The organism is Spirillospora sp. CA-294931 (genome assembly GCF_050946795.1).
Lineage (GTDB): Bacteria > Actinomycetota > Actinomycetes > Streptosporangiales > Streptosporangiaceae > Spirillospora.
The window spans coordinates 2,667,012-2,681,241 of record NZ_CP192006.1 but is presented as its reverse complement, the minus strand read 5'-3'; the positions used below and the strand labels follow the sequence as shown (position 1 = coordinate 2,681,241).

Here is a 14,230-nt window from a genome sequence, read left to right as displayed (position 1 = left end):
TCCTCCGGTCGGGGGTCGGCTCAGCGCAGGCCGTCCAGGCGGCGGTCGGTGCCGCGCGGACCCGACGTGGCCTCACCGGCCACGACCTCCGGCTCCCAGTCGAAGACGATCGACTCCTCGGCGGTGCCGATCAGCACCGTGGCGCCCGGCTGCGCGCCCGCCGCGGCCAGCTTCTCCTCGACACCCAACCGGGCGAGCCTGTCGGCGAGGTAACCGACGGCCTCCTCGTTGCTGAAATCGGTCTGCCGCAGCCAGCGGACCGGCTTCTCCCCCGTGATCAGGTAGGTGTTGTCGCCCTGGTTCCTGATCTCGAAATCGGCGGCGCCGCCGACCGGGACGGGCCTGATCACCAGGCGCGTCGGCTCCGGGGCGGGCAGCGCGGCGCGGTACTCGTTGACCATCTCGGACATCGCGAACGTCAGCTCGCGCAGGCCCTCGTGGGACGCGGCCGACACCTCGAAGACCCGCAGCCCGCGCTGCTCGAACTCCGGGCGCACCATCTCGGCCAGCTCGCGGCCGTCGGGGACGTCCACCTTGTTCAGCACCACCAGGCGCGGACGGTCCGACAGCGGACGGTCGCCCAGCACCCGGTCGTAGGCCTGGAGCTCCTTCTCGATCACCTCGAAGTCGCTGACCGGGTCGCGTCCGGGCTCCATCGTCGCGCAGTCCAGGACGTGCGCGAGCGTGGACGAGCGCTCGATGTGCCGCAGGAACTCAAGGCCGAGGCCCTTGCCCTCGCTGGCACCCTCGATGAGGCCGGGCACGTCGGCGACGGTGAACGTCGAGTCACCGGCGCTGACCACGCCGAGGTTGGGGACCAGCGTCGTGAACGGATAGTCGGCGATCTTGGGCTTGGCGGCCGACAGCGCCGCGATCAGCGACGACTTGCCCGCGCTGGGGAAGCCCACCAGCGCCACGTCGGCGACGCTCTTGAGCTCCAGCACCACGTCGCGCGCCTCGCCGGGCTCACCGAGCAGCGCGAACCCGGGCGCCTTGCGCTTGGCGGTGGCCAGCGCGGCGTTGCCGAGCCCGCCCTTGCCGCCCTGCGCGACGACGAAGCGGGTGCCCTCCCCCACCAGGTCGGCCAGCACCTCGCCGCGCGCGTCCTTCACGACCGTCCCGTCGGGGACGGGCAGCACCACGTCGCCGCCGTCGGCGCCGGTGCGGTGCGAACCCTGGCCGGGCTTGCCGTTGCCCGCCTTGCGGTGCGGGCGGCGGTGGTAGTCGAGCAGGCTGGCGGCGTTGGTGTCGACCTCCAGGATCACGTCGCCGCCGCGGCCGCCGTTGGCGCCGTCGGGCCCGCCCAGCGGCTTGAACTTCTCGCGGTGGACCGACGCGCACCCGTTGCCGCCGTTGCCGGCACCGACGTGCAGCACCACCCGGTCGACGAACTGCGCGCCGGATCCGGCTCCTGCGGCCACGATTCCTCCTGAAGAACGGCCTTGCGGCCGGAAACAGAACGATGGGGCGGACCATCGCGGTCCGCCCCATCGTCAAGGTCTGTGTCGGCGGACTACTCCGCCGGCGGGACGATGCTCACCGCGTTGCGCCCGCGGTGACGGCCGAACTCCACCTTGCCCGCGATCAGCGCGAACAGGGTGTCGTCCCCACCACGCCCGACGTTCAGGCCGGGGTGGAAGTGGGTGCCGCGCTGGCGAACGATGATCTCGCCGGCGTTGACGACCTGGCCGCCGAAGCGCTTCACGCCGAGGCGCTTGGCGTTGGAGTCGCGACCGTTACGGCTGGACGATGCGCCCTTCTTGTGTGCCATGAGTCGGCCCCTCCCCTTACTTCCCGGCCTTGATACCGGTGATCTTGACCTCGGTGTACGGCTGGCGGTGACCCATCCGCCGCTTGTACCCGGTCTTGTTCCGGTAGTGCATGATGTTGATCTTCGGGCCCTTGACCGCGCCGAGGATCTCGGCGGTCACCTGGTACTTGGCGAGCTCGCCCGTGGCGCTGACGACGTTGTCGCCGTCCACCACGAGAACGGCCGGGAACGTGACCGTCGACCCGACCTCACCGGTCAGCTTGTCGACGGTGAGAACGTCGCCGGTGGCGACCTTCTCTTGCCTGCCGCCTGCGCGGACAATCGCGTACACCGCGGAAAACCCTTCGTCTGCGCGCGCTTCCGGAGTGAACCGGCCCCGCGCGTGATCTACCAGCCCCCGGTCGGGGACCTACCTCCGTCCGGGACCGAAGGCGGCACGCCGGGAGAGGACCCCTGGCGCTCTCTGCTCGATCTCCCGCCGGATCACCCGGGACCCCTCCGGATCGCTCCGGAACGGCGGGAGGCTGCCCCGAACCATGGAACGGAGGCAAGCCTGACGGCGCGCACAAGCACGCCGACTCCAAAGAATACCGGATCGCCGACCCTCCAGCGACCAGGGTGAGCGCGGGCACCCAGGGGCACCCGCGCTCAGCGCTGTCAGTCTCGGTCGGAGCCGTCTCGGCCCACGGGCCGTGCCCGCCCGCGGCTTCGGCGACCTCGACCACCGCGAGCGCGGGCGCCCGAAGGGCGCCCGCACTCACGCGGCTGTCAGTCTTCGGTCGGAGCCGTCCGGCCCACGAGCCGTGCCCGCCCGCGGCCTCGGCGACCTCGACCACCGCGAGCGCGGGCGCCCGAAGGGCGCCCGCACTCACGCGGCCGTCAGTCTTCGGTCGGAGCCATCCGGCCCGCGGGACGTGCCCGCCTGCGGCCTCGGCGACCTCGACCACGGCGAGCGCGGGCGCCCGAAGGCGCTCGCGCTCGGCGCTGTCAGTCTTCGGTCGGAGCCGTCTCGGCCTTGGCCCGCGGGCGGCGGGTGCGGCGACGGCGACCGGCCGCGGCCTCGTCCGGCTCGGAGCCGTTGAGCGCCGGGGTGTCGGCCTCGACCGGGTCGAGCGCGCCCGGAGCAACCGTCTCGGCCGCCTCGGCGGCGTCGGCGGCGGCCTCGTCCGCGGCCACCGAGGTGGTGGCGATGTCGTCGGCGACCGTGACGGGCGCGGGCGTCTCGTCCTCGTCCAGCTCGGGCGGCGCCGACGCCGGACGGCGGGCCGGGCCGCGGCGCCGCGCGGGACGCTCGGCCGGGGGCTCCTCGGCCACCGGCTCGTCTCCCTCGTCGACCGCGTCGGACCTGACCGACTCCTGCCGCGCCAGCTTGTCCTCGACGGCCTTCTCGACCTCGCCCTTGCGCTTGCGGCGGCGTCCGGCCTTCTCACCGGACGCGGCGGACTTGTCGGACTTCAGGTCGACCGGCGTGGTGTGGACGTGGATGCCGCGCCCGTTGCACGCCTCGCAGGTCTCCGAGAACGCCTCCAGGAGGCCCTGGCCGACCCGCTTGCGGGTCATCTGGACCAGCCCGAGCGAGGTGACCTCGGCGACCTGGTGCTTGGTGCGGTCGCGCGACAGGCACTCCACCAGGCGGCGCAGCACCAGGTCGCGGTTGCTCTCCAGCACCATGTCGATGAAGTCGATCACGACGATGCCGCCGATGTCGCGCAGCCGGAGCTGGCGGACGATCTCCTCGGCCGCCTCCAGGTTGTTCCTGGTGACGGTCTCCTCCAGGTTGCCGCCCTGGCCGGTGAACTTGCCGGTGTTGACGTCGATCACGGTCATCGCCTCGGTGCGGTCGATGACCAGCGAGCCGCCGCTGGGCAGCCAGACCTTGCGGTCGAGCCCCTTGGCGATCTGCTCGTCGATCCGGTAGGCGCCCAGGACGTCGCCGTCGCCGGTCCACCGCTCCAGGCGGTCGGCCAGGTGCGGCGCCACGTACTCGACGTACTCGGCGACCGTGTCCCAGGCGCCCTCGCCCGCGACGACCAGCTTGGTGAAGTCTTCGTTGAAGATGTCGCGCACGACCCGGATGGTCAGGTCGGGCTCCCCGTAAAGGAGCGACGGCGCCGAGGCGCCCTTGACCTTCTTCTGGATGTTCTCCCACTGGGCCGACAGCCGGGAGACGTCACGCGAGAGCTCCTCCTCGGTGGCGCCCTCGGCGGCGGTGCGGACGATCACCCCGGCGTTCTCCGGCATGATCTTCTTGAGGATCTGCTTGAGCCGGCTGCGCTCCTTGTCGGGCAGCTTGCGGCTGATGCCGGTCATCGAACCGTCCGGCACGTACACCAGGTAGCGGCCGGGCAGGGAGACCTGGCTGGTCAGCCGGGCGCCCTTGTGGCCCAGCGGGTCCTTGGTGACCTGCACCAGCACCGACTGGCCGGACTTCAGCGCCGACTCGATGCGGCGCGGCTGGCCCTCCAGGCCCGCGACGTCCCAGTTGACCTCGCCCGCGTACAGCACGGCGTTGCGGCCCTTGCCGATGTCGACGAACGCCGCCTCCATCGAGGGCAGGACGTTCTGGACCTTGCCCAGGTAGACGTTGCCCACGTACGACTGGTGGGTCGCGCGGTTGACGTAGTGCTCGACCAGGACGTCGTCCTCCAGGACGGCGATCTGGGTGCGGTCGCCCTCCTGCCTGACCACCATCACGCGCTCGACGGCCTCGCGGCGCGCCAGGAACTCGGCCTCGGTGATCACCGGCGGACGGCGGCGGCCCTGCTCGCGGCCCTCGCGGCGGCGCTGCTTCTTGGCCTCGAGGCGCGTCGACCCGCGCACGGACTGGACCTCGTCCTCCACGGTCCGCGAGTCGCGGACGTGCACGACGGTGTTGGGCGGGTCGTCCGGCGTCACGGCGGCGCCGTCCTCGCCCCCGCCGGCACGGCGCCTGCGGCGGCGACGGCGGCGGCTGGTGCCCGAACCTTCGTCGTCATCGTCGTCGCCGTGGTCGGCGTCCTCGGCCTGCTCGGCCTTGGCCTTGGCGCTCGCGGCCTTGGTGGCCTTGGCGCCCTTGGCCGCCTTGGCCGGCCGGTCCTGCTTCTCGCTCTTGCGGGGCTGGGGCTCGGGCTCGTCCCCGGCCTCGTCGGCGGCCTCGGCGTCGTCGTCCTCGCCGAGCTCGCGGCCGCCGCGGCCACGACCGCGCCCGCCCCTGCGGCGGCGGCGGCGCGACGGGCGGTCGTCGGAATCGTCGTCCTCGTCGTGCTCGGACACCGCGCCGGACTCGTCGAGCTCGTCCTCGGGCTCGGCGGCCTCCTGGACCGGCTCCGCCTTGACCGGCTCGCTCTTCGTCTTGGGCTGGACCGGGGCGGCGGTGGGCTGCGGCGGCTGGAAGACGACCATGGGCGGCTGGAACGTCACACCCGGGACGCCTCCGGCGGCCTCGTCCTCGTCGTCCTCGGCGGCGACGGCGGGCACCTCGGGAACCGGCGGGACGGCCGCGGTGGCGCGCGTCCGGGTGCGGGTGCGCTTCGCGGGGGCCTCCTCTTCGGGGGCCTGCGCGGGCTCGTCCTCCACCTCGGGCGGAGGACCGGCCGGACGGCTCACCGTCGCGGCGGCCGTCCTGGTACGGGTGCGCGTGGTCTTCTTCGCGGGCGCCTCGTCATCGTCGGCGGCGGCGGCCCGGGTACGCGTGCGGGTGGTCTTCTTGGCGGGCGCCTCGTCGTCGGACGCCGCCGCCTTGGCGCGGGTCCGCGTGGTCTTCTTCGGCGCCTCGTCGTCCTCGGACGCGGCCCGAGTGCGCGCGGTCCTCTTCGGCGGCTGGTCGTCCTCGACCTCGGGCGGAGGACCGGCCGGACGGCTCACCGGAGCCGCCGCGGCGGCCTGCACGACCGGCTCGGCCAGCGACTTGGCGGCCGCCCGGGTACGGGTGCGCGGAGCCTTCTTCGGCGGCTCGTCGTCGTCCACCTCGGGCGGAGGACCGGCCGGACGGCTCACCGGAGCCGCCGCGGCGGCCTGCACCACGGGCGCGGCGAACGGCTCCGCGATCGGAGCGGCCGGCTGCGTGACCCGCGGCGCGGGCGAGTCGTCCACGTCCGGCGGCGGGCCGGCCGGACGGCTGGCGCGTCGCCTCGGCGGACGAACGCCCCCGGGGGCGTCGCTACCGGCGATATCTGTATCTGTGCCTTCGGCCGGGGCCGAGTCGGCTTCGTTATCGAGCATGCGGGCAATCTCCCGTCAGGCTCCCGGGCGCGACCGCGTTCCCCGCCTTTGGGCGGGTGGTGCGGTGCGCCGCGCGGGAGCGCTTCGTCAGTCGTCGGCGCCGTCGCGTCCGGGCGGTCACCCGGGCACGACGACAAAGTCGTCGGGGGTGCGCCTACTCGTTCCCTGCGGCCCGGTTCCGTGCTTCGACCACGGCTTCGGTCCTACGAGTGAGCGCTGACGGCATCCGCGCCCGCGGGTTCTCCGGTCTGCTGACGCGCAGGACCGCTCGTCCCGGCGTCGATGCCGGACGGTTCGGTCTCCCGGTCGGAGTCCAGAGGATCCGCGAGCTCACCGGTGACCGAGTCAAGGGGCCCCTGCGCCAGCCTGGTCACCAATGGCGGTGACGGCGGCGCGAGGTCGGCGACCTGTCGCAGTCCGGTGAGGATGTCGTCGGGTCGTACGGCGGGTGTCGTATGCCGAACAACCATTCGAAGTATGGCACAAGGGGCATCGGCCGACTCCGCGGCGCGCCGGTCCAGCCGCATGGCGGACACGGCGGCGCGCACGTCGAAACGGCGCGGTCCCTTCTTGGTGAGGCGTTCCACCTCGATCACGTCGGCGTCCAGGAAGGCGGTCACGGCCGCCGCGGCGTCGTTCTCCGCCACGCCGTCCAGCCGTATCCGCCACCGTGACGCCTGGAGCCGATCCGCCAGCGCGCTCGTCTTGAGCTGGCCGGTGGTCACGACATCGACGATGTCGAGCCCGTCCGGCAGAGCGGCGTCAAGATCGGCCCGAACCCGCGCAGGGTCGCGGGGCTCGGTGAGCCCGATCTCGAGGTATTCGGCCTCACTGGCCACCCCTGTCGCCGCCGCACCCGCGTACGAGATCTTCGGGTGCGGGCTGAATCCGGCGCTGAACGCGACAGGGATCCCGGCGCGCCGCACGGCGCGTTCCACGGCCCGGGAAATGTCGCGGTGGCTCGTGAACCGCAGCCTGCCGCGCTTGGCATAGCGCACGCGCAGGCGCTGGACCACGGGGGCCGGCGCTGGACCATCCGGCATGGGAGCCAGGGCTTTCGTCCTTCCTACTCGAGCTGAGTCGAAACGTCTCCCTATAGAGTACGGCCCCCGCGACCGCCCGCGTCCGCCCGGCCACTCCCCCGGCGACGCCCAGGCCCGCCCCGACCCGCCCGCCGCCCCTACGGATCAGGGCGGACGGCCTCCACCGAGATGCAGCCGAATCTTTACCTGACCCCGCCACCCGCGCGCCCCAACCCCACTCACACCGATCGTCCGCCCGACACCCCCACACAGCCGAACCCACGGCGAAACTCGACGCCTCCGTCGGAATCGCCGCACCCGAGACTCGTGGCGGCTCTCGGCCGACGACCGCGACCAACCGGACACGCGGCGGCCCGTCACCCCCGGGACCAGGGCGACGGGCCGCATCGGGACGACGCCGACGCTCGTCAGCCGCCCTTTCCGATCTTGCTCGCGTCGATCGTCTGGTCGGCCGGCGGGGCCTTGATCTCCACGGTCTTGTCGTAGGTGACGTCGATACGGTTCCCGGCGTTTCCGCCCTCGTCCATAGCCAGCACGTGGGGCTCTCCCTCGGTGGCCACGTAGAGCTTGCCCTGCGTGCCGTCGAGGAGGGCGATCACCGGTCGCCCGTTGACCCGCGACTGCTCGCCCTTGGTGACTTTCCCGTCCGGCTTCAGCAACTCGTCAGGGTCGGCGAGAGAGGCGATGTCGCGCAACTGCTTGTCATTGACCGAGCCCTTCATGTACTTGGCACCGAGGAGCTTGGCCACCTCCGCCCCGCCGAGGCTGCTGTAGAAAGCCTGGTCGCCCTTGATGTAGACCTCGTCACCAATGCGAATGATCCGCAGGGCCATCTTCCCCATGGTGATATCGGCGAGGACGGACGACCCTCGAACCTGGAGGTTCATCGTCATGGCCTGGCCGCCCTCGGACCCCTTGCCCTTGATCTGGAAGGAACCAGAATCCTTCATCGCCTTTGTCGCCTTGGCGAGGATCTGGTCGGCCGGCAACGTCTCCACGCCGTTCTTGGCCGCTGCGGGCGAGACGGTCGCGGCGGGAGCCGACGAGGCGGCGGAGCCCTTGGCGTCTTTCTTGTCGGACTCACCGCCGCATCCGGAGACGAGCGCCAGGGCAAGCGGGAGAACGGCCAGGGTCGTGCCACGCCGAATGTCTAGCCTATGAAAGCTCATGATCTCTTCCCCGATGAAAAGACGACCGCCCCTCGCGGCCGTTGATCAACGGTAGAGGCCATCAACGCGTTCGACCAGATCAACTTCTGGCTTAATCCGGCCGTTTTATCATGACCTTTGCTGTAAACCTTTGTCGACATTCAGGCGTCGCAGTCATGAACTCCGCACGCGTTCGGCAGTGGCATTCGAGCGTCGCGCGGAAAGGGTTTGAGATTTTCAGAGGACCGAGAGGGGGAGGAGCTTTTTGCCGGTGGGGCCTATCTGGATCTCGGTTCCCATGGTGGGGCAGACGCCGCAGTCGTAACAAGGGGTCCAGCGGCAGTCCTCGACCTCGGTCCCGTCGACGGCGTCCTGCCAGTCCTGCCAGAGCCACTCGCGGTCGAGGCCCGCGTCGAGGTGGTCCCAGGGCAGGACCTCGACCTCGTCGCGCTCGCGGACGGTGTACCAGTCGAGGTCGACCGGCTCGTCGGCCAGGGCCTTGTCGGCGCAGGCCGTCCAGCGCTCGTAGGAGAAGTGCTCGCTCCAGCCGTCGAAGCGGCCGCCGTCCTCCCAGACCGCGCGGATGACCTTGCCGACGCGGCGGTCGCCGCGCGAGAGCAGGCCCTCGACGATCGAGGGCTGGCCGTCGTGGTAACGCAGGCCGATGGCGCGGCCGTACTCCTTGTCGCCGCGCAGCGCGTCCTTGAGGGCGCGCAGGCGGCGGTCGACGGTCTCGTGGTCGCACTGGGCGGCCCACTGGAACGGGGTGTGCGGCTTGGGGACGAACCCGCCGATGGAGACGGTGCAGCGGATGTCGCGGCGGCCGGTCGCCTCGCGGCCCGCCTTGATGACCCGCTTGGCCATGTCGGCGATCGCCATGACGTCCTCGTCGCGCTCGGTCGGCAGGCCGCACATGAAGTACAGCTTGACCTGGCGCCAGCCGTTCTCGTAGGCGGTGGTGACGGTGCGGATGAGGTCGTCCTCGGTGACCATCTTGTTGATCACCTTGCGCATGCGTTCGGAGCCGCCTTCGGGGGCGAAGGTCAGGCCGGAGCGGCGGCCGCCGCGCGAGAACTCGTTGGCGAGGGTGATGTTGAAGGCGTCCACCCGGGTGGACGGCAGCGACAGCGAGGTGTTGGTGCCCTCGTAGCGGTCGGCCAGGCCCTTGGCCACCTCGCCGATCTCGCTGTGGTCGGCGCTGGACAGGCTGAGCAGGCCCACCTCGGTGAAGCCGCTCTCCTTCAGGCCCTGGTCGACCATGTCGCCGATCGTGGTGATCGAGCGCTCCCGGACCGGACGGGTGATCATCCCGGCCTGGCAGAAGCGGCAGCCGCGGGTGCAGCCGCGGAAGATCTCGACGCTGAACCGCTCGTGGACGGTCTCGGCCAGCGGGACCAGCGGCTTCTTCGGGTACGGCCACTTGTCGAGGTCCATGACGGTGTGCTTGTCGACCCGCCACGGGACGCCCTGCCGGTTGGGCGCGACCCGCTGGACGCGCCCGTCGGGGTGGTAGGTCACGTCGAAGAACTTGGGGACGTAGACGCCGCCGGAGCGGGCCAGGCGCATCAGCAGCTCGTCGCGGCCGCCGGGACGTCCCTCGGCCTTCCACTCGCGCACGACCTCGGTGATCGCCAGCGCGATCTCCTCGCCGTCGCCGAGCACGGCCGCGTCGAGGAAGTCGGCGATGGGCTCGGGGTTGAACGCCGCGTGCCCGCCCGCCAGGACGATCGGGTGCTCGTCGGTGCGGTCGGCGGCCTCCAGGGGGATTCCGGCCAGGTCGAGCGCCGTCAGCAGGTTGGTGTAGCCGAGCTCGGTGGAGAAGCTCACGCCGAACACGTCGAAGGCGGCGACCGGACGGTGCGCGTCGACGGTGAACTGGGGGATCCCGTTCTCCCGCATGATCGCTTCCATGTCGGGCCACACGCTGTAGGTGCGCTCGGCCAGGACGCCGTCGCGCTCGTTGAGGATCTCGTACAGGATCTGGACGCCCTGGTTGGGCAGGCCGACCTCGTAGGCGTCGGGGTACATCAGCGCCCACCGCACCTGGGTGTCGTCCCACTCCTTGATCTGGGAGTTCAGTTCGCCGCCGACGTACTGAATCGGCTTCTGCACGCGCGGGAGCAGCGGCTCCAGACGCGGGAAGATCGATTCGACTGGCATGGCGGATTCCTCCGATGGCGTGGAATGGGGATCGACCATCAAGCCTACCGTCCCCTAGTCGAAGGGACGCCGTCGCAAATGGACGGCCTGGAGCAGGCCGAGGGCGATGAAGTTGGCGAAGGTCGCCGAGCCTCCGTAGGAGACGAAGGGCAGCGGGAGGCCGGTGATCGGCATGATCCCGAGGGTCATGCCGATGTTCTCGAACGACTGGAAGGCCAGCCAGCACACCACCCCGGCGGCGATCAGGGTGCCGAACAGGTCGGCCGCCTGGGTGGCGATGCGCAGGCCGCGCCACATGACGACGCCCAGCAGGACCACGATCACGGCGCCGCCGACGAAGCCGAGCTCCTCGCCCGCGACGGTGAAGATGAAGTCGGTCTGCTGCTCGGGGACGAAATGCCCGCCGGTCTGCTCGCCCTGGAACAGGCCCTTGCCGGAGAAGCCGCCCGAGCCGACCGCGATGCGGGCCTGCTGGGCGTTGTAGCCCGCTCCCCGGGGGTCGGCGGACGGGTCGAGGAAGGCGGTGAACCGGTCGAGCTGGTAGGGCTTGAGAAGGCCGAAGAAGAAGACCGCGAACGCGGTGAGCAGCCCGCCGCCGACCAGGCCCACCAGCCAGCGCTTGCGGGCGCCTGACAGGGCCAGCATCCCGAGGACCACTGCCGTGAACACCAGCGTGGTGCCGAGGTCGGGCTGGAGCATGATCAGGACGCCCGGCACCCCGGCCAGGACGAGCGCGAGCAGGATGTCGCGGCGTCCCGGCCCGACCTCGCCGTCGCGCGGCTCCCCCAGCAGCATGGCCAGCAGGACGACCAGGCCGACCTTGGCGAACTCCGAGGGCTGCACCTGGAAGCCGCCGCCGATCACGATCCACGAGTGCGACCCGTTGATCGTGCTGCCCAGCGGGCTCAGCACCGCCATCAGCCCGATGCACGCCAGCCCGTACAGGATCGGCGCGTAGGCGCGCAGCAGCCGGTAGTCGAGCACCGTGACCAGGCCGCCGAGGGCGACGCCGATCACCAGGTTGAGAATGTGGCGCTTGAGGAAGCTCTCGGGGTCCTTGCCCTGCTCGGTGAGGATCTGGAAGGTCGCCGAGCGCACCAGCAGCGCACCGATGATCGACAGCACCAGGACGGTCAGCAGCAGCGTCCAGTCGAGCCTGCGCAGCCCGGACGCGCCGCGCGTCCAGACGGTGCCGCGCTCGCGGTATCCGCCGAGCGTTCCCACGTCGAGCTTCACGGGCTGGCCCCGTCCTCCTGCGGCCTGGGCAGCGCGGCGGGCAGCTTGCCGTCCTTGAGCGCGGGTGTCTGGCCCTTCTTCATCCCGTACATGGCCTCGTAGATCTCGCGGACGGCGGGCGCGGCGGTCGAGGCGCCCGTGCCGCCCTGGGAGACCATGACCACGACGGCGAAGCGGGGGTTCTTGGCCGGGGCGTAGGAGGCGAACCAGGACGTGTCGTCCTTGCCGTAGACCTCGGCGGTGCCGGTCTTTCCGGCGACGTGGACCTTCTTGAGGTCGAAGCCGGTGAAGGCCCCGGCGGCGGTGCCCTTCTTGGTCACTTCGGCGAGGCCGCCCCGGATGTACTTCAGCACCTTGGGGTCGACGGGAAGCTTGCCCGCCGGCGGCAGCTCGATGCGGCGGGCCAGGCTGCCGTCCGGGTTCAGGACGGCCTGCGCGAGCCGCGGCACGACGAGTCTGCCGCCGTTGGCGACGGCCGCGTAGGCGCGGGTGAGCTGGAGCGGCGTGACGAGCATGTCGCCCTGGCCGATGGACAAGTTGGCGGCGTCACCGGCCCGCCAGACGAAGCCCTCGGTGCAGTTCTCCGCGGCGATGGACTTGAGGTAGGCCGCGCGGGTCGGGTCGGTGCGGGCCACCTCGGGGTAGCCCTCCTTGGCGCCCTTGCAGTCGGCCTTCTTGGTGGTGTTCCAGTAGTCGCGCTTCCACTGCCGGTCGGGGATGCGGCCGGTGCTCTCGCTGGGAAGGTCGATGCCGGTGCGGGAGCCGAACCCCCACTTGCGCACCATCTTGACCATCGGGTCGCTGGGGTTCTTCTTGGGTTTGGTGGACCCGTCGCGCAGCCACTGCTCGTAGGCGAACTTGTAGAAGATCGTGTCGCAGGACACCACGAGCGCGCGGTGCAGGTTCATGGAGCCGTGGGCCTGGCCCTCGAAGTTCTTGAAGGCCCGGTTGCCGACGTTGTAGGAGCCGGGGCAGTTGTAGGTGCCGTTCAACGGGTACCCGTCGGCGACGGCGGCCGACATCGTGGCGACCTTGAACGTCGAGGCGGGGGCGAACTGGCCCTGGGTCGCGCGGGAGATGAGCGGCTCGCCCTTCTTCTTGCCGAGGAGCCCGTCGTACTCGTCCTGGGAGATGCCGCCGGTCCAGATGCCGGGGTTGTAGGTCGGGGAGCTTGCCAGCGCCACGACCCGTCCGTTGGTGACGTCCATGACGACCGCGGCGGCCGCGTCGGCCTTGCGGCCCTGCTTGCGCGCGTTCTTCACGGCGTTGTCGAGGGCCTTCTCGGCCGCGCCCTGAACCTTGGAGTCGATGCTGGTGACCAGCAGCCCGCCCGGGACGGGGGCCTTCTCGCTGGACGTCCCGGTCACGCGTCCCTGGCTGTCGACCAGGACCTTGCGGAAGCCGGGCTCGCCGCGCAGGTAGGTGTCGTAGACCGCCTCCAGGCCGTCGCGGCCGATCAGGTCGACGCCGCTGTAGCCGGTGACCTTCAGGCCCTTGCGCTTGTCGAGCTCCTCCTGCGTGATCGGCTGGAGGTAGCCCAGGGCCTGCACGGCTCCGGCACCGTCCGGCCTGGGGTAGTCGCGCACGGCCTGCACCTGGGCGTTGACCCCGGGGAACTCCTCCTGCCGCTCCATGATCTGGAGCGCGCGCTTGGGGTCGACCCGGTCGTCCACGGGAATCGGCTGATACGGGGAACCGGGCCAGCACGGACGCTTGATGCTCGGCCCGCACAGCCTGATCCTCTTCTCCAGTTCCTCGCGGGTGGTGCCGAGGACCTTGGCCAGCCCCTCCAGGACGCCCTTGCCCTTGTCCTTCTGACGGGACAGCGACGTGCGGTCGACCGACACCACCAGCGCGGAGCGGTTGCGCACCAGCGGGCGGCCGTTGGCGTCGAGGATCGTCCCCCGGACGGCCGGGACGACGATGTCGCGGATGCGGTTGTTGGCCGCGACCTCGCGGTAGTGCTCGCCGTCGAGGACCTGCATCGACCACAACCGCCCCATCAGGACCAGCAGCAGCGCCGCGACGAGCACGTACAGCACGACGAGGCGGAAATGGGTCCTGGAGTTCACAGTCCTCCGCTCCGGCCCGACATCGCGCGGTAGCGGGCGGTGGGCACCGAGTTGCGGTCGCGGGACGGCCGTCCGTCGCGTTCGAAGCGGCGGGAGGCGCGCAGCACCGCCCACACCACGAACGGGCTGGCGATCACGTCGTAGAGGACCTGGAGCGGGACGATCCTGGACACGACCGTCCAGTTGGCGCGCGGGTCGCCGAGCATCATGCCGGTGGCGGCGTACAGCATCGTCCCGGCCAGGGCGCCGACGGCCACGGCCGCGAACGGCACTACCGTCTGCCGGTCCATCTCGGCCGAGGCGATGCCGCAGACGTAGCCGATCAGGCAGTAGACCAGCGCGTACCGGCCGATGGTGTGGTCGGCGGGCGGGATGATGTCGGCGGCCAGCCCGGCGCAGAACCCGGTGACCAGACCGGTGAGCGAGCCGCTGACCAGGGCCAGCGCCACGACCGCCAGCAGCACCAGGTCGGGGGTGACCGCGCCGGGCAGCGGCAGCCGGTTGGCCACCGAGACCTGGAGGATCAGCGCGGCGACGATCACCACGAGGGCCAGGAAGTTGCGGCCCGCGGGCGACGGCGAATCCGAGACGTTCAGCACG

Annotated in this window: 10 protein-coding genes; all 10 read right to left on the bottom strand. The window is 71.2% G+C overall.

From position 1 onward, the window contains the following. Positions 1–20: 20 nt before the first annotated feature. The 10 genes from obgE to mreD all read right to left on the bottom strand — a co-directional run bounded on the left by obgE (position 21) and on the right by mreD (position 14,229). Positions 21–1,421, bottom strand: coding sequence for a GTPase ObgE (gene obgE, locus ACQPY4_RS11960; protein ID WP_433335488.1), 1,401 nt, complete (start codon positions 1,419–1,421; stop codon positions 21–23). Positions 1,422–1,513: 92 nt separating this feature from the next. Further along, positions 1,514–1,771 (bottom strand): 50S ribosomal protein L27, encoded by a 258-nt coding sequence (rpmA, locus tag ACQPY4_RS11955; RefSeq protein ID WP_433335486.1) that lies wholly within the window; start codon positions 1,769–1,771, stop codon positions 1,514–1,516. A 16-nt stretch (positions 1,772–1,787) separates the two neighbouring features. Next, entirely contained in the window at positions 1,788–2,102 is a 315-nt protein-coding gene (rplU, locus tag ACQPY4_RS11950; protein WP_433335484.1) for a 50S ribosomal protein L21, read from the bottom strand. A gap of 656 nt (positions 2,103–2,758) precedes the next feature. Beyond that, positions 2,759–5,971, bottom strand: coding sequence for an Rne/Rng family ribonuclease (locus tag ACQPY4_RS11945; RefSeq protein WP_433335482.1), 3,213 nt, complete (start codon positions 5,969–5,971; stop codon positions 2,759–2,761). 203 nt (positions 5,972–6,174) lie between these two features. Further along, positions 6,175–7,014 carry a TIGR03936 family radical SAM-associated protein gene (locus tag ACQPY4_RS11940; RefSeq protein ID WP_433335480.1) on the bottom strand — a complete coding sequence of 280 codons (840 nt, stop codon included), beginning with the start codon at positions 7,012–7,014 and terminating at the stop codon, positions 6,175–6,177. 407 nt (positions 7,015–7,421) lie between these two features. Next, positions 7,422–8,183, bottom strand: coding sequence for a hypothetical protein (locus tag ACQPY4_RS11935; RefSeq protein ID WP_433335477.1), 762 nt, complete (start codon positions 8,181–8,183; stop codon positions 7,422–7,424). A gap of 216 nt (positions 8,184–8,399) precedes the next feature. After that, entirely contained in the window at positions 8,400–10,322 is a 1,923-nt protein-coding gene (locus tag ACQPY4_RS11930; RefSeq protein WP_433335475.1) for a TIGR03960 family B12-binding radical SAM protein, read from the bottom strand. Between the two features lie 54 nt (positions 10,323–10,376). Next, entirely contained in the window at positions 10,377–11,558 is a 1,182-nt protein-coding gene (gene rodA / locus ACQPY4_RS11925; RefSeq protein WP_433335473.1) for a rod shape-determining protein RodA, read from the bottom strand. Further along, entirely contained in the window at positions 11,555–13,630 is a 2,076-nt protein-coding gene (mrdA, locus tag ACQPY4_RS11920; RefSeq protein ID WP_433335471.1) for a penicillin-binding protein 2, read from the bottom strand. Before mrdA ends, rodA begins: the two co-directional genes overlap by 4 nt. Then, positions 13,627–14,229 carry a rod shape-determining protein MreD gene (mreD, locus tag ACQPY4_RS11915; protein ID WP_433335469.1) on the bottom strand — a complete coding sequence of 201 codons (603 nt, stop codon included), beginning with the start codon at positions 14,227–14,229 and terminating at the stop codon, positions 13,627–13,629. Before mreD ends, mrdA begins: the two co-directional genes overlap by 4 nt. Position 14,230: the final 1 nt, after the last annotated feature.

What these genes read in the sequence shown, in the direction of transcription:
- rpmA (WP_433335486.1), bottom strand. Translation starts at nt 1,771, where the DNA reads ATGGCACACAAGAAGGGCGCATCGTCCAGCCGTAACGGTCGCGACTCC.
- ACQPY4_RS11945 (WP_433335482.1), bottom strand. Translation starts at nt 5,971, where the DNA reads ATGCTCGATAACGAAGCCGACTCGGCCCCGGCCGAAGGCACAGATACA.
- ACQPY4_RS11940 (WP_433335480.1), bottom strand. Translation starts at nt 7,014, where the DNA reads ATGCCGGATGGTCCAGCGCCGGCCCCCGTGGTCCAGCGCCTGCGCGTG.
- ACQPY4_RS11935 (WP_433335477.1), bottom strand. Translation starts at nt 8,183, where the DNA reads ATGAGCTTTCATAGGCTAGACATTCGGCGTGGCACGACCCTGGCCGTT.
- ACQPY4_RS11930 (WP_433335475.1), bottom strand. Translation starts at nt 10,322, where the DNA reads ATGCCAGTCGAATCGATCTTCCCGCGTCTGGAGCCGCTGCTCCCGCGC.